Source organism: Bacteroides sp. f07 (assembly GCF_042854785.1).
Taxonomy (GTDB): Bacteria; Bacteroidota; Bacteroidia; order Bacteroidales; family Bacteroidaceae; genus Bacteroides.
In genome coordinates this window covers 476,662-503,567 of record NZ_BAABXI010000001.1, presented here as the reverse complement: position 1 = coordinate 503,567, position 26,906 = coordinate 476,662, and the positions used below count along the sequence as shown (strand labels likewise).

Genomic DNA, 26,906 nt, shown 5'->3' with positions numbered 1-26,906 from the left:
CGGGCGCAAAGGTAAAGTAAAAAAAGAGAAATTAAAGCATATAGAAGGAATTATCTTGTTTTTCATTTTAGATTTTTCAGCCAAACAAAAAAACTATCCAGATAAAACAGACGCTCTGTTTTCCGATTCCAACAATTCTTTGTATATTCGCCGCAAAAATAAAACAAGCCTACTGATGAAACGGTCTTTTTTATATTCTATCTTCTCTCTTTTTCTGTTGCTTCTGCCCTTCGGACAAACAACTGCCAATAGCAATGACTCCATCCGTCTCAGCCTGCTGACTTGTGCACCCGGTGAAATAATATACACCCTATTCGGGCACACCGCTATCCGTTACGAAAACCCCTCACAAGGGATTGATGTCGTATTCAATTACGGATTATTCAGTTTCGACATCCCTAATTTCGAACTCCGCTTCTCTCTTGGAGAAACAGACTACCGATTAGGAGTTGTCGACTACCCCCATTTTGCAGGAGAATACGCATTCTTTAATCGCAGCGTATGGCAGCAAACTTTGAACATGACCAATGAAGAGAAAATCAAATTAATCCAATTGCTGCAAGACAATTACCGTCCTGAAAACCGGGTGTACCGTTATAATTTCTTTTACGATAATTGTGCGACCCGCCCTCGCGACAAGATAGAAGAAAGCATTGCAGGAAAAGTGATTTATCCCGCAGAGCCACAAGATGGCTCACGTTCTTTCCGCGACATTGTACATCAATATTGCAAAGGGCATCCGTGGGCACGTTTCGGCATTGATTTATGTATCGGAAGCGAAGCAGACCAACCTATCACGCAACGACAGATGATGTTTGCACCTTTCTATCTGATGGACGCTTTTGCCGGTGCACAAATTAAGAACGACTCCATCCAACGTCCGCTCGCTGAAGCCGCCGAACTGGTGGTAGACGCGACTCCCGAACCGGATGAAAGCAGTTGGATACCCACTCCGCTACAATGCGCGTTACTATTATTTATACTAACGGCCGGCACTACCATCTGCGGCATCCAGCGGAGAACCGGATTATGGGGAATCGACCTGTTCCTCTTCGGTGCGGCAGGTATCGTGGGATGCGTCCTTGCTTTTCTTGCCCTCTTCTCCGAACATCCGGCTGTCAGCTCCAATTTCTTGTTGCTGGTGTTCCATCCGGGGCAACTTTTTTTCCTGCCATACATCATTTATTGTGTCCGAAAAAGGAAGAAATGCTGGTATTTGACCTTGAATCTAGCCGTTTTAACACTTTTTATAGTGCTTTTTCCACTAATTCCGCAAAGATTTGACTTTGCTGTTGTACCTTTGGCACTCTGTTTGCTGATACGTTCAGCGAGCAACTTAATAGTGACATCTAAAAAGAAATAATGAAAGGACTACTGACTTCCCTTATCACCGTACTCACCTTCACAGGGCTACAAGCTCAGTCGCTTCCTACTGCCCCTAAACTTGTGGTAGGATTGACGATTGACCAACTGCGTACGGACTATCTGGAAGCATTTTCGTCACTCTACGGCGAAAAAGGCTTCAAGCGTCTCTGGAAAGAGGGAAGAGTGTTCTGTAACGCCCAATATACTTTCAGCGGTGTAGACCGTTCTTCGGCCATAGCCGCCATTTACAGCGGCACGACTCCTTCCATGAACGGAATCATCTCCAAACGATGGATGGACGTATCTACCCTACGCCCCGTCAACAGCACGGACGACACAGCATTTATGGGTTATTATACAGACCAGACCTGCTCACCCGCCAAATTACTGACTTCCACCATTGCCGACGAGCTCAAAATTGCGACTCAGGGCAAAGGGCTCGTATATGCCATCGCCCCCAAATGTGACGCAGCGATTTTTGCTGCCGGACATGCCGGGAACGGTGCTTTCTGGATTAATCCCAACACGGGAAAATGGAGCGGAACCACTTATTACGGAGAATTTCCCTGGTGGGCAAGCCAGTACAATGACCGCCAAGCCATTGATTTCCGTATTGCAAACATTACTTGGGAACCTGTTTTCCCACGTGGAATGTACACTTTTCTGCCAGATTGGCGGGACATGGTTTTCAAATATAAATTTGACGATGACCGTAACAATAAGTACCGGCGTTTCATCACCAGCCCTTTTGTGAACGATGAAGTAAACGCTCTTGCCGAAGAAGCACTGAACAAAAGTTCGATCGGCATGGATGACATTACTGACTTATTGGCACTCACTTACTACGCCGGAAACTATGCGCATAAATCCGTACAGGAATGTGCCATGGAAATGCAGGACACCTATGTACGTCTCGACCGCAGTATAGCCAACTTACTTGAGTTGCTTGACAAGAAAGTAGGTCTGCAGAATGTACTTATTTTCATCACTTCCACCGGATATACGGACAGCGAATCAGCCGATTCGGGACTTTATAAGATTCCCGGCGGAGAATTTTACCTCAACCGTTGCGCAGCTTTGCTGAATATGTATCTGATGGCTACCTACGGTGAAGGCAAATACGTGGAAACGCATCATAACCAGCAGATTTATCTGAACCATAAGTTGCTGGAACAAAAGCAACTGAACTTGACGGATGTACAAGAGAAATCCGCCGAATTCCTCATGCAATTCAGCGGAGTGAACGAAGCATATTCCGCCAACAGGCTTTTACTGGGTTCATGGACTCCGGAGATTCATAAGATACGTAACGGATACCATCGCAAACGTTCGGGCGACCTGGTAATCGACGTCCTTCCCGGATGGACTATAGTGGACGAAAACAGCAACGAAAGTAAAGTAGTACGTCATTCGTTTATTCCTTCACCGCTGATTTTCATCGGTCACTCGGTGAAGCCGGCTATCATACAGACTCCTGTAACTATCGAACATATTGCGCCTACACTGGCACATTTCATGCGCATCCGGGCTCCCAATGCCTGTTCTGCCGCACCCATTACCGACTTACGGTAAAAGTTTACTCATAAAAACAGGGTGCAAAACATTAATAAATCAGCATTTTAATGTAACTTTGCGCAAGAAATTTTAAATAGATAAATAATAAACATACTTATACAAATGGGATTTAATGAATTTTTAAGCTCGATTTTCGGAAACAAATCCACGCGAGACATGAAAGAAATCAAGCCCTGGGTAGAGAAAATCAAAGCTGCTTACCCTGAGGTTGAGAAACTAGACAACGATGCACTCCGTGCAAAAACGGAAGAAATCAAAAAATACATCTATGAATCGGCTACTGCCGAACGTGCGAAAGTAGAAGAGTTGAAAGCAAGTGTCGAAAGTATCGAACTGGAAGACCGCGAAGAAGTCTTTGCACAAATAGACAAGACGGAAAAAGAAATTCTGGAAAAATATGAAAAGGCACTGGACGAAGTTCTGCCCGTTGCTTTCTCTATTGTCAAAGCTACCGCCAAACGTTTTGCTGAAAATGAAGAAATAGTAGTGACCGCTACCGATTTCGACCGTCAGCTTGCTGCTACAAAGGATTTTGTACGCATCGAAGGCGATAAGGCGATTTATCAGAATCACTGGATGGCCGGTGGAAACGACACGGTATGGAACATGGTTCACTACGATGTTCAGTTGTTCGGTGGTGTCGTTCTGCATAAAGGTAAAATCGCAGAAATGGCAACCGGTGAAGGTAAAACCCTGGTAGCCACTCTCCCGGTATTCCTGAACGCATTGACCGGAAACGGTGTGCACGTGGTGACCGTGAATGATTATCTGGCAAAACGTGACTCCGAATGGATGGGACCTCTTTATATGTTCCACGGTCTGAGTGTGGACTGTATCGACAAACACCAACCGAACTCCGATGCACGCCGCCAGGCATATATGGCTGACATCACGTTCGGTACGAACAACGAATTCGGTTTCGACTACCTGCGTGATAATATGGCTATCAGCCCGAAAGACCTGGTGCAACGTCCGCACAACTATGCCATTGTCGATGAGGTTGACTCCGTTTTGATTGACGATGCCCGTACTCCGTTGATTATCTCCGGCCCTGTACCGAAGGGTGACGACCAGTTGTTCGAGCAACTCCGCCCATTGGTAGAACGCCTGGTAGAAGCACAGAAAGTACTGGCAACCAAATACCTGTCCGAAGCCAAGAAACTTATCGCATCGAATGACAAGAAAGAGGTGGAAGAAGGATTCCTTGCGTTGTATCGCAGCCACAAGTGTCTGCCGAAGAACAAGGCTTTGATTAAGTTCCTCAGTGAGCAGGGTATCAAAGCCGGTATGCTCAAGACGGAAGAAATCTACATGGAGCAGAACAACAAGCGTATGCACGAGGTTACTGACCCATTGTATTTCGTAATTGACGAAAAGCTGAACAGTGTAGACCTGACAGATAAAGGTGTGGACTTGATTACCGGTAATTCTGAAGATCCTACTTTGTTCGTTCTTCCCGACATCGCCGGACAACTCTCGGAACTGGAAAATGTACCGAACCTGACCAACGAAGAAAAACTTCAGAAGAAAGATGAATTGCTGACTAACTACGCCATTAAATCGGAACGCGTACATACCATCAACCAGTTATTGAAGGCATACACCATGTTCGAGAAGGACGACGAATACGTAGTTATCGACGGACAAGTGAAGATTGTGGACGAGCAGACCGGCCGTATCATGGAAGGCCGCCGCTACTCCGATGGATTGCACCAGGCTATTGAGGCCAAGGAACGTGTGAAAGTAGAAGCCGCTACGCAGACTTTCGCTACGATTACTTTACAGAACTACTTCCGTATGTATCACAAGCTGTCCGGTATGACCGGTACTGCCGAAACGGAAGCAGGCGAACTTTGGGACATCTACAAACTGGATGTAGTCGTTATCCCGACCAACCGTCCGATTGCCCGTAAGGATATGAATGACCGCGTTTACAAGACCAAACGCGAAAAATATAAAGCTGTAATCGAAGAAATCGAACGATTGGTTCAGGCAGGACGCCCGGTACTGGTAGGTACTACTTCGGTAGAAATCTCCGAAATGCTGAGCAAGATGCTCACCATGCGCAAGATTGAACACAGCGTATTGAATGCGAAGTTGCACCAGAAAGAAGCTGAGATTGTAGCGAAAGCCGGTTTCAGTTGCGCGGTGACAATCGCTACCAACATGGCAGGTCGTGGTACCGACATCAAGCTGAGTCCGGAAGTGAAAGCTGCGGGCGGTTTGGCAATCATCGGTACGGAACGCCACGAATCCCGTCGTGTAGACCGCCAGTTGCGTGGTCGTGCAGGACGTCAGGGCGACCCGGGTTCTTCCGTATTCTTCGTGTCACTGGAAGATGACTTGATGCGTCTGTTCTCTTCCGACCGTATCGCAAGCGTAATGGACAAGCTCGGTTTCCAGGAAGGCGAAATGATTGAGCACAAGATGATTTCCAACTCCATCGAACGTGCCCAAAAGAAAGTGGAAGAAAACAACTTCGGTATCCGTAAACGTCTGTTGGAATATGACGACGTAATGAACAAACAACGTACGGTTGTTTATACGAAACGCCGCCACGCATTGATGGGTGAACGTATCGGTATGGATATCGTGAATATGATTTGGGACCGTTGCGCAAACGCCATCGAAAACAATGATTTTGAAGGCTGCCAAATGGAACTGCTTCAGACGTTGGCTATGGAAACTCCGTTCACCGAAGAGGAATTCCGCAACGAGAAGAAGGATAAATTGGCTGAAAAGACTTTCAACATTGCGATGGAGAACTTCAAGCGCAAGACTGAACGTCTGGCTCAGATTGCCAATCCGGTCATCAAACAGGTATATGAGAACCAGGGACATATGTACGAGAACATCTTGATTCCTATCACGGACGGCAAACGTATGTATAACATCTCCTGCAACCTGAAAGCAGCTTACGAATCGGAATCCAAAGAGGTGGTAAAAGCATTCGAGAAGTCAATCCTGCTTCACGTTATCGACGAAGCATGGAAAGAGAACCTGCGCGAACTGGACGAACTGAAACATTCTGTACAGAATGCCAGCTACGAGCAGAAAGACCCGCTGTTGATTTACAAACTGGAGTCCGTTACTTTGTTTGACGCAATGGTCAACAAGATTAATAACCAGACGGTAGCTATCCTGATGCGCGGACAAATCCCTGTGCAGGAAGCTCCGGACGAACAAGCTGCCCGCCGTGTAGAAGTACGTCAGGCTGCTCCCGAGCAACGCCAGGACATGAGCAAGTATCGTGAAAACAAACAAGAGTTGACTGATCCGAATCAGCAGGCTGCTGCCAACCAGGATACTCGCGAACAGCAGAAACGTGAACCAATCCGTGCGGAAAAGACTGTGGGACGTAATGATCCCTGCCCATGCGGAAGCGGTAAGAAGTATAAAAACTGTCACGGTAAAAACGCTTAAATAAGTTGGGAGCTGAGAATGGAGAGTTGAGAGTCAGGAAACGAATGTTTTCTTTGCGTAGGATTCTGCATTTTTAATCTCGATTCTCTATCATCATATTTATAAAGAAAGTCTCAAACGGTTAAAAACTGTTTGAGACTTTCTTTTATTCTTTCAAAATAGTACTTTTGTCAAATTACTAAATAGAACAAAACTATGGCAAAATCTTATTCACTGGCTTTCGTTTCTTTGTTCCTGCTAGCATTGAGTAGCTGCCAAAGCCTGGAGCAGATTTCCATTGATTACCTGCAAGCTGCCGACCTTAGCTTCCCTCCCCAACTTCGGAAAGTTGCCATCGTAAATAATACCAGCAATACGCCGGATAACAAACTGATGGCACAAACTGAAAAAATCAAAGAGAACTCACCGATAGTAAGTCGTGCAACGGCTTACGTGAATGGAGACACTAAAGTGGCAACAGAGGCACTGGCCGAAGAGATTGCGCATCAGAACTACTTTGACGAAGTGGTGATTTGCGATTCCGCTTTGCGGGCAAATGATAAGTTGCCGCGTGAAAGTACGCTGAGTCAGGAAGAAGTACATAAATTGGCTTCGGATTTAGGAGTGGATTTAATCATTGCCGTAGAAAATCTGCAACTCAAAGCGACAAAGACTGTCCGTTACCTGGATGAGTTCAACTGCTTCCAAGGAGCTGTGGACGTCAAGGCATACCCTACAGTCAGAATTTATCTACCCGAACGGAGCAGACCGATGACTACGCTTCACCCTAACGACAGCATCTTTTGGGAAGAATTCGGTGCTTCGGCCATAGAAGCTGCCACGCATATGATTCCCGACAGGAAGATGTTGCAGGAAGCTGCCGAATTTGCAGGAACGATTCCGGTGAAGTATATTGTTCCGGTGTGGAAAAAAGGAACACGGTATCTTTATACCGGCGGTTCGGTACCGATGCGGGACGCCGCCGTTTATGTACGCGAAAATTCATGGGACAACGCGTATGAACTTTGGCATCAGGCTTTCGAAGGAACAAAGAGCGAAAAGAAGAAGATGCAGGCTGCCCTCAATATCGCGGTTTACTATGAGATGAAAGACAGTCTGGCACAAGCAGTGGAATGGGCTGAAAAAGCTCAGCAGCTAGCCAAGAAAATTGAGAAAAAGAATGTATCGGAAAATATGCATGCCACCATTGACGATGTGCCGAATTATTATCTCACCAGCCTGTATCTGGCGGAGTTGAAGGAGAGAAACAGCCAATTACCTAAGTTAAAGATGCAAATGAGTCGATTTAATGACGATTTTTAAGAAAATCGTATATCAAATCTTATTTTTTTTATACCTTTGAACTAACAAAAAGAAGGAACCCATGAAATTGAGCCAACAATCACTATCTATTATCGAAGCGGCTATCCAAAAGGCAGTCGCTAACTATACATGTAACTGCGAGCAAACGACCGTTACCGACATTCATCTCCAACCGGATCAGACTTCGGGACAACTTACTATTTACAACGATGATGATGAAGAGTTGGCAAACATCATGATAGAAGAATGGGCTACGTATGACGGTGATGATTTTCTGGAAAATGTGGAACCTTCCCTACGTACCATCCTCTGCAGAATGAAAGATGCAGGCGACTTTGACAAGGTGACTATCCTGAAACCTTACTCGTTCGTATTGGTGGACGAAGATAAGGAAACGGTGACGGAATTGCTGCTGGTAGATGATGATACGATATTGGTGAATGACGAGCTGCTGAAAGGACTGGATAAGGAGTTGGATGATTTCCTGAAAGAGTTGCTGGAAAAGTAAAATCTCATATACGGCAATAAATCATATACGGCAATAATATTGTGGCTTGCCGGCAGAAAGTCCTCTATGCGCTTAACCGGAGGTTCACCGGTTTCACCTTATTGCTAAATACCCGATGAATAAAGCCATAGCGGGTGAAAGCAAGGAAAAAAGACAAAGAGAAATTACCTTTCATCGCTTTCACCTTCATTATCGTTTCGCTTGCAGTGTCTATTGGACATATAGATCCAATATGTTGGATATATATAGCTGACACGTTGGGCATATAGATCCAACACGTCAGCTATATATACCCAACATATCAAGTAGTACTACCTGATAATTAAGCTATTAACACTTGACAACTCAACTATTAACATATTGATTGACAGATTATTTGCCATTACCTAATTTCTTTTTGGTTATAGCATATTTCTTTTAGCTTATAGCATAATTGAATTAGCTCATAGCATATCGAAAAAACAAAGGTGAAAGAGTGAAGAACGGTTCCAACCGGATTTTTCCCCTCTCTTTCACCCGCTATCGCTTTATCCATCAGGGTTCCAGCAACAGGGTGAACCCGATGAACCCTCGCTAAAAGTACAAGAAAAGAATCGCTACTATCTTATACTTTTAGATTAATATCCATGCGATTTCTCTGCCCAGGCTTTTTCCATTTCATAGAAATTAACCGTCTCACCAACAGACTTGCCGTCCAATTCCTGCTGTTTCTGCTCAAAGAAAGCCTTCCAACGCGGATAATACAAATCTTTCAGAAGCCCGCTCCATTCACGATGAGAATAATCATGCAAGCCTCCCTGATTGGCAGCAATGCTATCACCCCAGACAGTGATTAATGCAGACGCATTCCATTCGTAGAGTTTCTTTTCTTCGTCAGTAGTCCCTAGAGAACGTGCGGCAGTCAGCCAGGAAGAAACGGAAAACTCTTTCCGGGTAGACAGTAAACTGTCTTGCGAGAGAATGAGGTCAAGGAACTGCCGTGTCTGCTTCCGGAAATTCCCTTTGTCTTTCCGGTCATAACTCTGAGATATCTCTTCGAGCAATACATTACCTTTATCAGCATTACTCTGACGCACTATATCCACCAAATCATATTCAAAGTTATTATTCCCCTTGTACTGTCCGGCAACAGAAAGCAGCATACCGGCAGCTTTTGATGTAGAATCAGGCGAGTAGAACAGTTTGGCATATCCCCATGTCGATGTCCTGTCCAAATGAAATCCCGGACGGGCACACAACAAGGACTCTACCGTTCCTTCACCCTGATAGTTTTTAGGAGCATTATAAACCGTATGCTCCAACGCTCTCCATGCTTCCAGAACTTCCGGTGATAATTCACCACCATAACGGGCCTTCAGATAGCCTTGCAGCCACGCGTCCGGTGAAAAACGTCCGGCACGCCACGGCAACTCATACAACAATTCGAACATCACCGGATTATTCTCAATACCCTCGGGAGTAGCCCCTACTCCACGCAATGTTTTCCCATTTATATGTGCACACGCATCATAATATCCGTTCACCAACTGATTCATCCGCCCGTGCAGACCGACATTACCGCCGAAATTGAGCAACATACAATAAAGCCAGTCATGTTTGCCAAAACCTTTTTCACGATACCACATTGAATCCGGATCACCCCACTGGGGAAGTCTCTCGCTATATAAATCCAGTACCAGCATATCCCCGGCCTCCAACGCATCAACCATAGCCGGACGCGGATTTGCCTGCCATGCCTGAATCACCCAAACTGATTCCGGATTTGCTTTCTTCATAGCTTTCATTATGGAAGCCCCGGCTTTTGCCAAGTCCACTCCTTCCGTATTTCCGCCTTCGTGAAAAGGATCCATACTGTAATATTTAGCTTTTCCGTAAAGTTTCTCCAATTCTTCATAGTACATCGCTGCAAAGGAATCGAAATGCTCGTCTTCCGAAGAGAGGAAAGCCGGACGCGGGAAGCCGCACCATTTGCCGGGGTCAGCAATCTGATACCCCAGTTTCTCGCCTATATTACGGGGAACCATCCCTGCATAACCTGGAAATACGGGCTCAATACCCAACTCCCGCATACGGGATACTATCTTCTTTTGAAGTGCTTCTTGCTGCTGATACCAACTATCGGGGTTCGGCCCGCCCCATCCTTCCAGATTATTCATCTGCCACCATGCCATAAAAGCCGGACCGGAAATAAACTCATTGATTTCCTCTGTTGTATATCCGACACGTTTCAACAGATTGTACCATACAACTTCCATTCCTGTAATGCTCAAAGGCATATTAATGCCGTGCAATGCCATCCAGTCTATCTCCTTCTCCCAGCGCTCCCAATCCCAGAAAGCCATAGAGTAGGAATAGGTACAATAGTTCAGGTAGTAACGGTTCTTCATAGCCGTCTCCTGACGTATTTTCTCTTCAGGAAGCGGCAATACTTCCGGCAATTTCTGAGACGGATTATTCCAAGAAAGATGGATACCGGCCACATATTTCAGATACCAGTTCAGCCCGGTGGCCAATGATAAATCGGAATTTCCGGTTATCAGAACTTTACCGTTCTCCGAAGATATTTCAAAGTAATCCTTTGCCGGGTTGCTTCCGTCAGCAATAATCCGGAAAAGAATCCGACCGTCCGAAGTACCTTCCGTCACACGCCCAGCCAAAGAATTGACCGGCAGTTTCTCTGACTGACAGCTACATAGCCATATAGTCCCGAGTAATAAAGTCAACACAAAACGCATATACATAGTAGTTTATTTTTTAGATTCTCCAAATATAATAAATAAGAGTCAACTATTTTTCAATTAATCACGTTTTAATCAATGAAACAAAAAGAATTGCGGACGACCATATATATTTACGTCTTTCACCTTTCCGGATAAGAACGAACCCTTACGAACTTTAAAACGGATAGCAGAAACTTTATATATTTCCTTCATATCAATGATAATCCGGTGAGGATGATGGGAACCGGTATCCGCATCCGTATGCCAGAAAGAAGAAATATCTCCGTCAAATAGATTCTCTCCTATCCCCAAGTTCTTATCAACCAGCTCGCTGCTCACATAAACAACCTCCCATTTTTTCTTATCAATCGTCCGCCCCTTATCGTCCAGCAGCTCCACTTCCGAAATACAGGCCTGATTATCTTCTGTGTAGGAAGTAAGAGTCTCGATGCAGAAGTGACGGAGGGTAGTTGCAACAGGGAAGTCGAATGGCTGCCATTCATTGGTTTCTTGCAAAGCGGTCTTCAATACGATGTCACCGTCTTCCAGAATCGGGGTACCCATTATTGCACGGTGTTGTCCTTTCTGATAGTTCTTATCCCTACCCAGGCTATCCAGAACAGGCCGATCCAATCCGCGCAAAGCGCGATTGCCCGTATCTTCCATTTCAAAGACAATAATTTCGTTCTCTCCTTCTTTCAACCATGGAGCGGGCAGATAAAGCGTTTGCTGAGGGCCGATGTTCCAAAAACGTCCGAGTGATTTCCCATTTACCCACACAGCCCCTTTTCCCCATTGGCTCATATCGACAAAACAGTCACCTTTCTGCTGAACCGTAAATGTCCCTTTATGGAAAGCGGGAACTCCTTTGATAGTCTCACCGAATTTTATCTCCGAAACTTTCTCTTTATATAAAGGTAAGGGAGTAACAGACCATCCGGCCAATTTCTCATCGCCCCACAGAACCTGGTTGGTGATACCTTTTCGGTTGAACAGTATATCGGGGCCGTAATTCACACGCCCGGTGTTTTCAACCAGAATCTCCAACGTAGTGGGTGCTTTCTGTACATTCAATGTCACGCTATTCTGATTGTAACGGCGATCCAGGCTAGCCACTTGTTTGCCATCTATCAGAATCACGGCATAGTCGCGCAAATCCTGTATGACAAGTTTTTGCTTTCCTGCTTTTGGAATGGTTGTCTGATAATGAGTATATCCAAAATCAACGCCTACATCCTCCATTGACAGTATCTCTTCCGATTGTGTAGTCTGATGAAAAGCGGCACTCAAAGGGGCACTTTCCTTTAATTCGACTGTAGCGAAAGTGGTGGTCGGATTATCGGCAGGCACTTCTGGCAATACAGTCCCTTCGGGCAGGTATTTCTGAATCACTTCTCTGAATGCATGGTATTTGGGATAACAATTTCCCCACTCGCCCAAAGGTGCGTCATAGTCATAACTTGTCGGCTGGGGCTGATAACCGCCGCCAGTATTGGCTCCATTCGTGTACCAGAAATTTGTTCCGCCATGGAACATATACATACTGACAGATACTCCGTGGCTCAGCATCCAGTCCAATTGTTCGGCAGGACGCTCATAAGCGACAGACGAATGACGCTTTCCCCACTCGTCAAACCAGGCAGGATAGAATTCTGCCACAAAGTAAGGGCCGCCCGGATGATACTTATCCACCACTTTGAAAATATCTTCACCGAATACACCATTTAGTGTGGTCAATGCACCGTCAATATGTCCGGCTTCTACTTGTCCGCCACCGTCACAGGTGAACAACGGAACATTAAAGCCCGCCTCTTTTATCATATCACGAATAGCGGCGAGGTATTCTTTATCCGCCGCATACGAGCCGTACTCATTTTCCACTTGCACCATGATAATGTTACCGCCATTGTTGATAGTCAAGGGAGATAATTGCTTGCCGAGTTCCTTGATATATCGTTCGCAATAGGACAGGAAACGCGGGTCTTTGCTACGGTAGGTCATGTCTTTTTCCTTCAATAGCCATGAAGGATATCCGCCGAAATCCCATTCCGCACATACATACGGTCCGGGACGAAGAATGACATACAGTCCTTCTTCCTGTGCCGTACGGACAAATCCGGCAATATCCGCCTGTCCGCTGAAATCAAACTCGCCCGGCTGCCGCTCGTGAAAGTTCCAGAATACGTAAGCAGAGACAGTGTTCAGTCCCATCGCACGCGCCCTATGGAGACGGTCACGCCAATACTCGTGCGGAATACGGGGATAGTGCATTTCTCCACAAATCAATTGCACCTCTTTTCCGTTGATATTAAAAGTACCATTTTCTATTTTAACCTGTTCTACAGACATAGACGAACAAGCAGATAACAGCCAAACGGTTATCGCAGACATTAAAAATAAAAGTTTACTTTGCATCATTACTATTCAATATTTATATTCCAATGTCTCCATCTCTCCTTTACCCATACAAGCCGGGCTAAAAAATCATTATAACTATTTTTCCTTTTACTCCATGCTACTTCAGCCAAAGCTGCAATCCGCGGATACAACTGCTCATTCATACGTGCAACGGTAGGAATGAACTCTCCCCACATCTGTACTCCGATGCCTATTATATTTTCTTCATAATCCCTAGGAAGTCCTTGTGGGATAGGATTAAACTCATACGCCTTACGCAACGGAGTAGTCTCATTACTATAATCCAGATAAGTATAGGCATGGAACGAATTAACCAGTTGATAACCATTCTCCGCTGCTTTTCTCATCTCATCCAATTCACCTTTCCAAAACTGCACAATGACATTCGATGCTATCTTTTGATTGGGATCTGTAAAAACAATGTTATCATCCTTATGCAAATTCTTCCCTAAAATCTCATTCCACCCCATCATCCGGCATCCCCGTTTCTGAATAAATTGTGACATATGATTAGTAAAGTCTATCTGAACATCCATAAAAGAAGTAAAACCTTTCTTCTTTTTATAATCCTTTATCATTGGATTTGATTCCCATTGATTGAAACGCACTTCATCACCTCCAATATGAATTACGTCACATTGGAATAAATCAATAACTTCACTAACTACATCTTTCAAGAAAGTCTGTACATGCGGCTCAACCACATTATAAACAGAATAAAGCTTGCCAAAACGAACCGGAACTTCAATCTTCTCATCGGATGATCCTAACCAAGGATAAGAGGCAATAGCTGCTGAAGCATGACCGGGCATTTCTATTTCCGGCACTACTTTAATATGGCGTTCTTTGGCATAAGCCAAGATTCGTTTAATCTGCTCTTGAGTATAAAACCCTTCGTGAGGTTTGCCTATATACGTTTTGCTGTTAAATCCACCTGACTGAGAATCCTTACGCTTGCTTCCAATCTCGGTCAGCATTGGATATTTTTTGATTTCAATACGCCACCCCTGGTCATCAGTCAGGTGCCAATGGAAAACATTCATTTTAAGTTGAGCCATTACGTCCAATAAACGGATAACTTCTGCTTCTCCTTTAAAAAAACGAGCTTCATCCAACATGAAGGAACGCCAACTAAACCGGGGAGAATCAATAATAGTCTGCGTGCTCAGCCTTTTGGGCTGTCCGCTTGCCGCGTCTAATAGTTGAAATAATGATTGCAACGCATAAAACACTCCGTTTTCTGAGTCAGCTTCTATTTTTATATAAGTGGATTTAATGGTTAGAGTATATGCTTCCGACTGACTGTTTCGATTTGTATTCAACAACAGGCAATTAGCATCCGCTTGCCTGTCCACCCGCTTTACAAAAATTCCGAATCTTTTCTTCAGTTCCGCTTCCATATACCGGAAGGTTTGTCCGGCCTGTCCGGCATATATACGGAGTTCATCCAAGAAAACAAAAGTTCCATCCTCGTACTCTATATGTTCGGGCAAAGGCAAAATGGGGGTAGCTGCCTTGTGTGCATATAATGTCAATGAGAAAAAACTTAATAATAAAAAAAAATACTTCATATGCTTTTTCTGTAAAGAGGGAAGTTCCAAGTAAAACCAGACTTCCCTCTGTGATGTGTAATACCAAATTATTTCATACTTTCAAACATTGCTGTCTAAAAAGAGATTTCACCAACAATGTTCACTGCATATCTACCTGCATCGTCACTCCACGGAGCCATCTGCTCCGAAACAGCAAACTTCACAGCATAATCAGCATTATATTTCAAATTACTTGCCACTTCCGGCATCCAAATACCGACCTTGTACTTTCCGGCAAGTCCTGCCACTTCAGCCACACCTTCCAATGTATGTATTAAAACATTGTAATCTTTTTTCACCACATCATACGGTTGCCAGTCTTTCGGGTTCACATCCAGTTTCACCAGTTCCTTCACTTCATTACCACCTTCCGGTATCAGCACCAAATAAACTTCCTTGGGATTCATTATCGTTGCGAATCCTGTATTAGTCAGTTCTATCTTATAAGTCAAGTTTCCTCCACCGGCATTCAGTTCCACGTTCTTTACATTAATGCGATATCCCAAATGGTCGCGTACAAAATCATAGTAAGTGCGGGCTACGTTTACTCCGTTCTCCAAGAAATAACTTTCATCGAAAAGAATCTTACTCCTGTTCAGATCACTCGGAGTAATCCTACTATTTTTCCAGGAACGAATATTCAACCCATAGTTCTGCGTAATATCAAAAGCCGAGTAATGATGATCTCGAAATACCATTAACGCCACATTACGGTTTATTAACTCATGCAATCCCCATTCGGATTCTTCCGCATAAGGCATCTCACCGCTAATATAGACATTATGCGCCTCATCCGCAACCTGATTATACCATACATCTCCGGGAACAAAATCATTGCCCGAGGCAAGTGAATGCTCGCCCGCCGTGAAATAGTCATTGCCATAGCCTAGACGTGAACGTCCTTTCTCATCTTCCAATGTCAGGTCATTTTTCTGAGTGGGATAACGCATCTCGACATTATACGGTTCACCGATTGCTGCAAGCAACCGACTCACAATCTTATTTTTGGCAGCCTGATTAGTAGCAAGAGTCGTATTATGCCATTCTCCCCAACGTCCGATAAATCCTGCCTGCATCACGGCTATCAAACCTATGTTTTTCTGGAGAACCGGAGCCAACTGTTCTATGTGCCTGTACACATAAGGTTCCTGCTCTTCCTCTTCACGCCAGTTGGCATTATACTGGTTCTCGCCCCACCAATTGTAAGCAAAACGCAAGACAGCCTTATATCCATGTTCACGCAAGCCGTCAAAAATCTTTTGGATGTTCTGCAAACCTTGCTCGTCAATATCACGAGTGGCATATTTAGAAAGATAAATGTATTGCTGCACTAACCTTGTGCTACCATCCTGTGATGAAAACTCTTTCTCCCTATCATCTAAAAAACCAATAGGATAGACTTCTCTTTCCGCAAAAGGATTGACCAGATTGTCGGCAAAGTACCGACATTCCAAATGATATCCCCTGTCCGGATTGACTAAAGGAGCTATCGGTTTCACTTCCCATTGAGATTCTTCTATGGAAGGTCCGCTTCCTCCACCTGTGTTATCATAATCACCAACCTGAACCAATGTGGTATCCGTACAAGAAGCGCATGCAGCAAAGCACATTGCCGTTAATAAAGAAAACATATTTTTATTCAGTAATTTCATAATCTTATTTTTTTACCATTTGTTTATTTTCCTACATAAATCAATCGTACCGGAGCGCCGCCCCATGCTTCCACTTCATAGACCTCTCCTTGTGAACATCCCCAATCACTGATTAAAAGAATTTTATTCTGAAGATCTCCAGCTAACAAGTAACAGTTATTATCGCCTGCCGCTCCGTTATAGTTGACAGGTTTTCCATCGGCACCTGCCCACTGGACATACCCGTTGGGCACCAATCCCAATCCCCAAGCATTCGCATATTCAGTCGCTCCACCATTCCAGTTCCAGAAAATTGGATGTTTTATCACATCCGCTCCGCCATTGACACAGGCTTTCGCTTCACTCACCAAGTTGAAATAATCTTCCCTTGACGGCAATTTCCAACCTTCAGGTACAACCTTATTGCCAATATTTACAGAATAATAATAACCGTATGCCCTCTGATGACCTTCAGATACATCCGTCGGTGCATTCCAACGCTCATAACTGCTAAAAGAAATATCGCTTCCGTCCGGATATTTAGTAGCACGCAGATTTTCCGCCAACCAAATAAACTCTTCTCCATAAGAATATTTAATCTTCGTCACACGATAAGTAATCTTCTCATCTCCACGCACATCTGTAAAGATTAACATACCCTCCATTTTGATGATATGAGACGAACGGGACACCATGCTTCCATCTGCTTTCTTTATAACATTCCAATAAATATTGTTTTGAACATAAGGCTTGAAAGGCAGTTGTTCCAATATGTCCTGCAACTGCTGATGGGTCAAACAAAATTCACCTGCATTACCTGCATCCGTCACGACTTTTCCTTGTGACATCTGACCATCCAATCCGAAACACAACTGATATTCCGTACCTTCAGAATCTTTGTCCACTTTCCAAGAGAAGAAAACTTCCTCATCCGGAGTGTCTACATTCAGAGTAATGGCAGTCTGATCTTCTGGAGTAACCAGTTCTGTTTGTATTCGTTTAGTGGTAAACGAACGGATTTCCGTTGCTGCCACACTCAGTTTATCGGTAGGCTTCACAGTCCAATACAGAGTACCGGACTTTCCGCCACCAATTCCCAAACCGGCAAAACAGGCATCCGCCTCCATCACCGTCATATCATAAGAAGCTTTATCTCCTACCTCAATCGCTACAGTCTGCAAAGGCGGCAAATCCTTCAGCACGGGTGAGGCACTGATAATCAACGTATTCCCACCCTCACATATTTTATCCCAGGAGAATGTATAAGAGGTAATCTCTTCTCTATTTAAATCAAGCATATCTCCCTCTGCCGGAAGCAGCAAGCTAACTCCTGACTCCGGTATTTCTGTTTTATATTCTTCTTTCTGACAAGCCGTCAGGGATGAAATAACTCCCAACAGGGCAAGCATTCTAAAATACTTCATATTTAAATCGTATTATATAAATTCATTGATAACCTTAGATTAATAACCGGGATTCTGCTTCACTATTCCCTGTCCTTCAGTAATAATCTTCAAAGGCAATGGAAAGAGTTCGTATTTATATTTCCCGTCCACTTTTGTTGCAATCTTTTCGATAGATTTGCCGGCAAACTGCGCTTTCTCTATGGCAGCATCGATAAACTTCCCATGCCGAATCAAGTCTTGGCGACGCACTCCTTCAAAGTAAAATTCATGTCCGCGCTCCTGCAGCATTTTTTCCAAATATATTTTCGGGTTGAAGACTTCCTGCATAGTGTATGCCCGCAGCCCTCCATGTTTCGTACGAATTTCATTCAGATAATTCAAGGAAATCTGGCTTACCGAATTATTCTTGCGCACCAATGCTTCCGCATACAATGTTTTGACATCAGAATATCGGTAAATGACCAAATCCGTTTCATTATTTTCTCCTTTTACACCTTCCAAACCATACTTTGCAGGAACCGCCCCATAATACAAGATTCCCATAGAGCCATTATCTCGGTCGTTGCCACGATTATGTACCGTACCATCATCACCGATATATTCGGCATATATTCTCGCCAACCGTTTGTCGCCCGTCTCAAACGTATCATAAAAAGGCCATGCCATCTTAAATCCTCCCCATTTGGACAGGCCGGACTGAGTAGGAAAATCGGCGGGCAACACATGGGCAATCCAATTGTTCTCCATAGAGCCGTCTATTGCCTGCGCCGCAAAAATCACTTCCATATTCCGTTCTGTATCCAGTGTAAACAGTGAATTATAGTCTTCCACTACCTGATAACCATATTCTTTGTCTGTCGTCAACTCTTCACCAACAACCACCGCATTATTCCAATCACCGATTCGCATGTAGAATTTCAGCAATAAAGTGTTTGCTAATCCTTTCGTGAAACGACCGTAATCAGAAGCATCGTATTTATAAGGCAATATAGCAGCGGCTTCCTTCAAATTGGTTTCTATATAAGTTCGCATTTCCTCCTCTGTGGCACGAGGGAGGATATTGTCTACCACCGGATTTTTCAATGTTTCCATATCCGGCAACGGAATCGGACCATACATATCATACAGCAGGAATGCAAGGAATCCGATTCCACATTTCAATTCTGCTGTATATCGGGCAAGTTTCTCTGGGGCAATATTCACATTTTTAATGCGATCGATCGTCAAACTCATTGCCGAAAGACGGTTCGCATACTGATACGGACTTCGGTTGGTTGTTCCGGCATCTCCATCCAGATACCAGTCACCGGCTTCGTAGGAATTATAACGGTAATCCCATCCTACCCACGAATTTTCCGCCTGGTCGGTCACCATGTCCGAACAGGTCTGATAACCGGTAGCTACAGCAAAAATACCGTTGTATTGATCGGAAGAAAACACATTATAGGCATTGGCCACCAGCATTGCCTTTATGTCCTCTTCATTTTGAGGAAATACATCCGGATTAATATCTTCGTATATTTCATTCTCCAGCGCACAACTATTGAAAGCGAAAAGCACACTGCAAGCCACTAAAACTTTGATATATATCTTTTTCATGATCGACATAAATATGAATTAAAACTTAATATTAATACCCAGACTATAAGACGTTATATTGGGATATGAATATACTCCATTGTCAGTTTCAGGATCAAGCCCTGTCCAGTTGGTTATGACAAACGGATTGCTGACGTTCGCATACACACGACAAGTTTGCATGAATTTCTTACTAATAGGCAAAGTATATCCCAAGGTTATATTCCCGCAACGAACATAATAGACTGACTTGACATAATAGTCACCATATCCATACGAATTAGAGAGATAAGAGGGATCAGTAGCAGCCTGATTGAAGCTGCTGAATGACTTATAAGCAAAAGTAGAGATATTCACTCCATTATCGATGCGTATCCAGTCTTCTTTATAAGAAGCACCACGTTTTCTTCCTGTTTCTCCATAAAAATAAATGGTGAAATCGAAATCTTTGTAACGTAGCGAATTATTAAATCCAAACGTAAGTTTAGGGTCACCATTATCCATATATACACGATCGTAACTATTTATCACTCCGTCGTTGTTTTGGTCTTTAATTTTCACCTGTCCTGGCAACAAGTCTTTCTGTGCCTCAGGAGCTTTTTCTCCCACCTGTAAAAGTCCCATCGACTGATACGACCACCATGCACGAATCGGATCGTCTGCCTTTTCATAAGGTTCCGGCTTCCAATCTGCGGCACGTTCCAGCCAACGGTCATTGTAATGTGCCAGTGTCAATGTCGAATTCCAACTGAATTCTTTCCGAGATATATTGACCGTGTTCAACGTCACTTCAACACCTTGACTTTGCGTAGCTCCTGAATTGGCAGCAATCGTATTCACCTCATGATAAGAGAGCAGCGGTTTTTCTTTTACCAACAAATCCGTAATACGGCGGTTGAAGTACTCCGCAGTCAGGCGAATGCGATTATCAAACAATCCGAGATCCATTCCCACATTAAATTCCTTGGTTGTCTCCCACGTCAATGCCGGATTACCCAGTTTCGAAGTATACACTCCTTTACGTTCCGTTCCTCCCAATACATAATTCCGTCCTACGGCATAAGCGGAGTTCACGTAATTACCAATATTCGAGTTACCTGTTTGCCCATAAGAGAAACGCCATTTCAGATTCGACAGCCACGACCGTGTTTTTTCCATAAACTTCTCCTCACTCATCACCCAACCCAAAGAAACTGAGGGAAAATATCCCCAACGATTTTCCGGATTGAAATTAGAAGCACCATCGGTACGCACCGTAGCTTCAAACAGGTAACGATTGGCGTACATATAATTGATACGTGCAAAATAAGAACCAAGACTATTTGTCCATGCCCACGAAGAAACAGAAGGCTTGGCACCACCTCCCGAACTAAGATTGTTATATAGAAAACCATCCATCAGGAATTCTGTATTCCCAGCAGTCACTCCCGAACCTGTAAACTTTTGGAAAGAATATCCGCCCAATACCTTCAGAATGTGGTCTTTAAATGCTTTCGAATACGTTGCCGTCAGTTCCATGAGGTAATCACAACCGTCTTCCTGACTAATATTCGCAGCACCGTTGTTACGCTGTCCCTCCAAGGTAGTTTTTGGAAGATAATTGGAGCGTTTCTGGAATTTACGGTCTGCACCCAAATTTACTTTGAGTTCCAATCCTTCTACCGGTTTCACAACAATAAAAGCTGATCCTAAAATACGATCTTTAGTCGTCTTGTCCACGATGTCCAAAAGAGATACGGGATTAGGTGCTGTGGAACGATTAGGGTCAATATAATAATCACCGTTGGAATCGTAAACAGGAGTAGCAGGATTGGCGCGGATAGCTGCTACTAATATCCCCGAATTCTCCTGTTCACCATCTCCCAAAGGAACATTGTCATATTTATTTTGCGAATAGGTAGATGTCAGTCCCACGGACACATACTTATTGATATCGTAATCAAAATTGAAACGTGCCGACATACGGCTTGTACCGTTATTCTTTACCACGCCATTCTGCTTCATGTAGTTGACGGATGCCATATAACGCATAGCCTCCCCACCTCCATTGATTGACAGATTATGTTGTTGCATATATCCCGTCCGGGTCACTTCGTCCAGCCAGTCGGTACCTATTCCATATTTAATTTCATCATTTGTATACTGTGGGGTAAATCCCTGCGGAGTCTCTGTCGGTGTCACATATCCTTCATAGATACCTAACCCATATTTGCTTAGGTATTGTTCATACAACTGCTTGTTGCGCATATCCATGAATTGTCTCTTATCCATAATATCGTAATTGGCACGAATACTTTGTACTGAACCGGAAGCAGAGTAAGAAATGGAAGCCTTTCTGTTTTTACCTCTCTTCGTGGTAATCAGAATCACGCCATGCCCGGCACGGGCACCATAAATAGCCGTGGAAGCAGCGTCTTTCAATACCGAAATAGATTCAATGTCATCCGGATTTAAAGATTCAAGTACATTATCGGTAGTTCCTGCATTATAGACTGTTCCAGAGCCTAGAGAATTTCCCGAACCGATAGGAAAGCCGTCGACCACAAACAATGGATCATTTCCTGCCGCAATAGATGCTTCGCCACGTATTCGAAATTTAGAACCGCCGCCCGGTTGGGCAGACTGCAAGTTAACTTTCAACCCTGCCGCTTTTCCTGCAAGGGCATGTGACGCTGTAGTAACAGTTGAAGCCTCTATATCATCCATATCCATCATAGAAACAGCTCCGGTCAGTGTCTTCTTGCTTTGTGTTCCATAACCTACCACTACCACTTCGTCCAAAGTCTTGGTATCTTCTTTTAATACAATTGTCAAAGATTTCCCCACAACAAGTTTCGCTATTTGTGTCTGATAACCTATATAGGAAACCTCCAATTCTGCTTTTGGCGATTGTACCTTCAATGAAAATCTACCATCCAAATCTGTAATGGTTCCACTACCATTTATCCCTTTTTCTAATATACTGGCACCAATTATCGGTTCACCGTTCACATCAGTTACCACACCACTTACAATGATTGTTTTCTCCTGTTGCGACGATTGCATCTCTGTAGACAATATTATTTTTTTGTCCAGTACCGAGAATTTCACATTAGTCCCTGCAAACACTCTCTTTAATACATTAAAAACATTGCTTTTATCAACTGATACGGATACGCGACGATTCAAATCGACATGTTTATTATTAAAAAAAAAGTCAAAATCCGTTTGCTCCTCAATCTCTTTCAGAATATCCTCTACACGCTGATTGTGAGCATCAATACTAATCATAACTTTCTGCGCGTAACTATCGGCCGCATAGCCCAACCCGATAGAGCATACAAAGAATAAAATCAACAGTCTCATAGATAATGGGATTTTATTAGAAACTCGCCAAAGCGACTTTACCACCCATAAAAATTGGATGCTAAAATAATTTTGCATAAATTTGTAATGACTTAAAGTTAATAAAAAGTTTATCTAGGCTTGTCGCCAAACAAGCTCAAAAGATTTACCGATTTCCATACGGGAAGATACGCCAATATCATCCCGTATGTTTTTTATTTAAGGGGGTCTGTCTTTCATTGCATTTCAGTTTTTAAGGTTGTCAAATCAATATATTTCTATCTTACTTTTTTCATCTGTTATATTCGGGGAGTCAAGATAACGCCAACGGATTTGAGAGGAAAGCTGGAAGTATTCAAGGATACGTTCCAGGCGTTGGTTGGTGAATGTACCTGTAAATGAATCTCCTTTCAAACGATTGTTTTTAATGATAAACTCTACATTATACCGTTTTTCCAACATTCGCAAGCCTTCTTCCAAAGGAGTGTTTCTGAATATAATCTTACCTTCTTTCCAAGCTGTCTCCGATTCACCGGAAGTGGCATAAAGTTGTACCTTAGTGTCTTTCGAATCATAGACCAATTTCTGTCCGGGTGCCATTAGTACTTTCTTCGAAGTATTATCGCATTTGTAGATAAAGCCTATTTTTCCTTCTACCAATGTGGCCGAAACCCTATTTTCTTTTTCGTATGCTTCTACATTGAAATGAGTGCCCAGTACTTCTATTTGTGACCGATGAGGAGTAGAGACTATAAACTTCTTTTCCGGATTCTTGGCAACTTCGAAATAAGCTTCTCCCTGTAAGTTTACGTTTCGCGTATCTCCGTCAAAGCGTGACGGGTAACTTAGTGTTGATTCCGAATTCAGGAAAACAAGTGTACCATCGGGTAATGTCAATGAGGTTGTCATTCCGGGATTAGTCTTTATCTCCATCATTTGTGCCAATTCTTGCTCACCGTTTCCCAAATACTGCAACATCAAAGTAACGAGGAGTGGAATGAACAGAACAGCTGCTGCCCGTTGCGCCCATTCCCACCACATCGTTTTCTTCTTACTTGTCATCCTGCTTTTTACCCTCGACAATGCTTTCTCTGTGTCGACTTTCTTCATTACCTGAATGGTATCCGCAGCCAGATAAAGCGTATGAATCTGCTTTGCTATCCGCCGGTTTTCTTCCGATTCACTCATCCAAGTCTCGACCTGCAAACGTTCTTCCTCCGCCACTTGCCCTTCACAATAACGGGGAAGCAATTCGTCTATTCTATTATTATCTGTATTATCCATATTCTGTTTTTCTTGTCTTTTATATATGAGACAAGAGACTCCGGATAGATTCCTAAACTAAAATCCATTTTTTTTCTGAAAATCTTTGTTTTCTTATAAAAAAGCTATATTTGCAGTGAAATTACAAAGCTAATACATGAAAGAAAACTACCAGTCAGAGAACATTTTTTTGTTATCAGCCATCCGACACGGAGATATGAAAGCATTCGACACGCTCTTTCGGAGATATTATCCGATATTGTGTGCGTATGGTCACCGGTTTGTTGACCTGGAAGATGCGGAAGAGATTGTGGAAGATTCTCTTTTATGGATTTGGGAAAATCGGGAAACTCTGGTTATCGAATCTTCCCTTAATTCTTATCTTTTTAAGATGGTGTACCGCAGGGCCTTAAACAAACTCGCCCACATCGACGCCACCCAACGTGCCGACACCCGCTTCTATGAAGAGATGCAGGAAATGCTGCAAGATACGGACTACTATCAGATTGAAGAGCTTACCAAACGAATTGAAGAAGCCATTGCAACACTACCCGAAAGCTATCGGGAAGCTTTCGTGATGCACCGTTTCCGGGATATGAGCTATAAAGAAATTGCGGAAACACTGGGCGTATCTCCCAAAACAATAGATTACCGCATTCAACAGGCGTTAAAGCAGCTACGCACGGACTTGAAAGATTATCTTCCGCTACTATTACCACTCTTATTTCCTTAAAACCGGCTGAATTTACAAAATCCTGCCGGATACTTATGAAATTCATCAATTTATTAATTTCTTATTCCTGCCGGTAAGGCAAAGTAAACCAGAAAGTAGAACCTTTACCTTCTTCCGAGTCCACTCCAATCTCCCCTTTCAAGCGCTCAACGATAGTATGACAGATAGAAAGTCCCAGTCCCGTGCCTTGTATGAAAGGATTGTATTTCACAAACCGTTCGAACACATGGGCACATTGTTCATGTGACATCCCACAGCCAGTGTCCGACACATAAAAGTAAATCATTCCGTCATCTACCATACGATACCCCATGCGGATAGTTCCCACCTCAGTAAATTTGATAGCGTTGATTGCAAAGTTGGAAAGCAACTGTATCAGACGGTTCTTATCTATATAAAAAGTACACTCCGGCAGCCGTTCGGCAAAAGTAAACGTGACAGTATCGTTTTTCAGACGCAACTGCATACCCTGTTCGATTTCGGTGAGAGTCTGATTCACATCAATCAATGAAGGGCAAAAATCAAATGTTCCGGCTTCAATCTTCGATAAGTCCAGAATGTCATTAATCAACTGAAGCAACAGGTCTGTATTGGTTTCGATGATATCCGCATATTCACGCATCTCCGCACGGTCTTCTATTTCGGGAAGCATATTGGAGAAACCGACAATCGCATTTAATGGCGTACGAATTTCGTGGCTCATATTGGCAAGAAAGGCAGACTTGAGCTGGTTGGCCTGCTCTGCCTTCTCCATTGCTTCACGCAAGCGGCTATATGCTTTTCGAAGAAGACGAATATAATAGGTAATAGCAACGACCAAAATAAACAAGAAGATAGAACCGGAAAGGATTTCGGCACGATATTGCAGAAAAAATGCTTTGGGCTCATTAACGTAGAAAGCATTCTTCGGATAGCGCGATGAAGGGATATTGTAGGATTTCAATACCGGATAAGAAAGATAGGCGTTCCCTTTTCCTCCCACTTTGCCCGGGATATTCCGCGCTTGCTCTCCATTCAAGATAAGTTCCAGGTTTTCCAATACAGCATCACAAAAAGATTCTGTTGAAACATAATAGCCGCCGGCATACGTATTATTCGACAAGTCTTCGGGAGAAAGAAGGAATAGAGGAGACGGGCTGAAATTGGTGATAATCTCCTGGATATGGTCAAAAAGGTAGTTGTTATCGTTTTCGTTGTGTGATTCAAACCACGAATAATAAATGATTCCCGTATTCGGTTCATAGCTGCGTAACGTATCCAGCAGCATTTCTGTCGATAAGTGGGTGGTGGAAAGAAGTTCCAACTGTAAATCAGGGAAGTTTTTCTCTACCGCTTCTTTGACGTCTCCACGGGTTTCTTCACTGATATATCTGTCATCTGAAATGAATGCCAAACGTTTCATATCAGGTATCAGTTGATAAATCAGTTCGATTGTTTCCTTTGCATAATAATGCTGCTTCAAGACTGTTATGTTATCCCCCCGTCTCCATTCTTCACCGGAGACGCTGTTCGTTTCCGTCAACGGAGCATGCGACAACAGAACATCCAAAGATGCAGGCAGGCGGTCGCGGGCATTCGTCACAATCACCGGAACATCCTTCCAAACGTCATCAAATAATTCACGGCAAACAATCCACCCCGGATCTCCAATCAGCACAACAGCACTAGGCGGAACCGGATACTTCTGCCGTAAATGACCGACTATGGCATTCGCTTCCATCCTGTTTGCTAAAGCAGGTACGCTAAGTGACTCCGCCTTGACAGATATATCCTTCTTCTGAAGGGCATCGTGCACATACCAATAAAAATGTTTAGCCCAAGGTAAATTAAAATTAATGGAGTTCAGTACTAATACTTCTTTATTTGAATTTTCGGTCCGAGCCGACATGGGTGATAAGATTCCTTCAATAATAAGGAATAATCCGAAAAATGAGAGAACCTTCAACACTTGTTTCATCTATAGATGTTCTATAATATTAGTTGGAAACAAAGATAACATTAATTTCTTTTTTCAAAAAGAAAGGCATCCCAAATCTGATTGAGATGCCTTAATTAATAAAATCAGGTG

At 43.5% G+C, this 26,906-nt stretch carries 15 protein-coding genes; 6 read left to right on the top strand and 9 right to left on the bottom strand.

Annotation, left to right across the window (positions count from 1 at the left end):
- The first annotated feature begins 175 nt into the window (after positions 1 to 175).
- The 5 genes from ACGHVY_RS02030 (at position 176) to ACGHVY_RS02010 (ending at position 8,173) form a co-directional block, all read left to right on the top strand.
- Complete coding sequence (locus ACGHVY_RS02030) at positions 176 to 1,363, top strand: DUF4105 domain-containing protein (protein ID WP_390596823.1); 1,188 nt, start codon at positions 176 to 178, stop codon at positions 1,361 to 1,363.
- On the top strand, positions 1,363 to 2,937 hold the full coding sequence (locus ACGHVY_RS02025) for an alkaline phosphatase family protein (RefSeq protein ID WP_390596822.1): 1,575 nt from the start codon (positions 1,363 to 1,365) through the stop codon (positions 2,935 to 2,937). The genes ACGHVY_RS02030 and ACGHVY_RS02025 overlap by 1 nt, the downstream gene beginning before the upstream one ends.
- A gap of 105 nt (positions 2,938 to 3,042) precedes the next feature.
- On the top strand, positions 3,043 to 6,363 hold the full coding sequence (secA, locus tag ACGHVY_RS02020; RefSeq protein WP_308744389.1) for a preprotein translocase subunit SecA: 3,321 nt from the start codon (positions 3,043 to 3,045) through the stop codon (positions 6,361 to 6,363).
- Between the two features lie 195 nt (positions 6,364 to 6,558).
- Complete coding sequence (locus tag ACGHVY_RS02015; RefSeq protein WP_308744388.1) at positions 6,559 to 7,665, top strand: DUF6340 family protein; 1,107 nt, start codon at positions 6,559 to 6,561, stop codon at positions 7,663 to 7,665.
- 61 nt (positions 7,666 to 7,726) lie between these two features.
- Complete coding sequence (locus tag ACGHVY_RS02010) at positions 7,727 to 8,173, top strand: hypothetical protein (protein WP_308744387.1); 447 nt, start codon at positions 7,727 to 7,729, stop codon at positions 8,171 to 8,173.
- A 617-nt stretch (positions 8,174 to 8,790) separates the two neighbouring features.
- Here the strand turns inward: ACGHVY_RS02010 and ACGHVY_RS02005 are convergent.
- From ACGHVY_RS02005 to ACGHVY_RS01970, 8 genes are all read right to left on the bottom strand, one after another.
- Positions 8,791 to 10,914: an alpha-N-acetylglucosaminidase gene (locus tag ACGHVY_RS02005; protein WP_390596820.1), complete on the bottom strand. Its 2,124-nt coding sequence runs from the start codon at positions 10,912 to 10,914 to the stop codon at positions 8,791 to 8,793.
- 72 nt (positions 10,915 to 10,986) lie between these two features.
- Entirely contained in the window at positions 10,987 to 13,284 is a 2,298-nt protein-coding gene (locus tag ACGHVY_RS02000) for a beta-galactosidase (protein WP_390596818.1), read from the bottom strand.
- Between the two features lie 29 nt (positions 13,285 to 13,313).
- Positions 13,314 to 14,882 (bottom strand): beta-N-acetylhexosaminidase, encoded by a 1,569-nt coding sequence (locus tag ACGHVY_RS01995; protein ID WP_390596817.1) that lies wholly within the window; start codon positions 14,880 to 14,882, stop codon positions 13,314 to 13,316.
- Positions 14,883 to 14,977: 95 nt separating this feature from the next.
- Positions 14,978 to 16,555: a DUF4874 domain-containing protein gene (locus tag ACGHVY_RS01990; RefSeq protein ID WP_390596815.1), complete on the bottom strand. Its 1,578-nt coding sequence runs from the start codon at positions 16,553 to 16,555 to the stop codon at positions 14,978 to 14,980.
- A 23-nt stretch (positions 16,556 to 16,578) separates the two neighbouring features.
- On the bottom strand, positions 16,579 to 17,958 hold the full coding sequence (locus ACGHVY_RS01985; RefSeq protein ID WP_390596813.1) for a SusE domain-containing protein: 1,380 nt from the start codon (positions 17,956 to 17,958) through the stop codon (positions 16,579 to 16,581).
- A 39-nt stretch (positions 17,959 to 17,997) separates the two neighbouring features.
- On the bottom strand, positions 17,998 to 19,539 hold the full coding sequence (locus tag ACGHVY_RS01980; RefSeq protein WP_390596811.1) for a RagB/SusD family nutrient uptake outer membrane protein: 1,542 nt from the start codon (positions 19,537 to 19,539) through the stop codon (positions 17,998 to 18,000).
- An 18-nt stretch (positions 19,540 to 19,557) separates the two neighbouring features.
- Positions 19,558 to 22,941 carry a TonB-dependent receptor gene (locus ACGHVY_RS01975; RefSeq protein WP_390596809.1) on the bottom strand — a complete coding sequence of 1,128 codons (3,384 nt, stop codon included), beginning with the start codon at positions 22,939 to 22,941 and terminating at the stop codon, positions 19,558 to 19,560.
- Between the two features lie 168 nt (positions 22,942 to 23,109).
- The gene (locus ACGHVY_RS01970; protein ID WP_390596808.1) at positions 23,110 to 24,126 is read right to left on the bottom strand and encodes a FecR domain-containing protein; all 1,017 of its coding nucleotides are present in this window, start codon (positions 24,124 to 24,126) and stop codon (positions 23,110 to 23,112) included.
- A gap of 136 nt (positions 24,127 to 24,262) precedes the next feature.
- On the opposite strand from ACGHVY_RS01970, the gene ACGHVY_RS01965 reads away from it, so the two are divergent.
- Positions 24,263 to 24,838: an RNA polymerase sigma-70 factor gene (locus ACGHVY_RS01965; protein WP_308744379.1), complete on the top strand. Its 576-nt coding sequence runs from the start codon at positions 24,263 to 24,265 to the stop codon at positions 24,836 to 24,838.
- A gap of 61 nt (positions 24,839 to 24,899) precedes the next feature.
- Here the strand turns inward: ACGHVY_RS01965 and ACGHVY_RS01960 are convergent, their stop codons facing one another.
- Positions 24,900 to 26,795 (bottom strand): ATP-binding protein, encoded by a 1,896-nt coding sequence (locus tag ACGHVY_RS01960; protein ID WP_390596806.1) that lies wholly within the window; start codon positions 26,793 to 26,795, stop codon positions 24,900 to 24,902.
- Between the last annotated feature and the right edge of the window lie 111 nt (positions 26,796 to 26,906).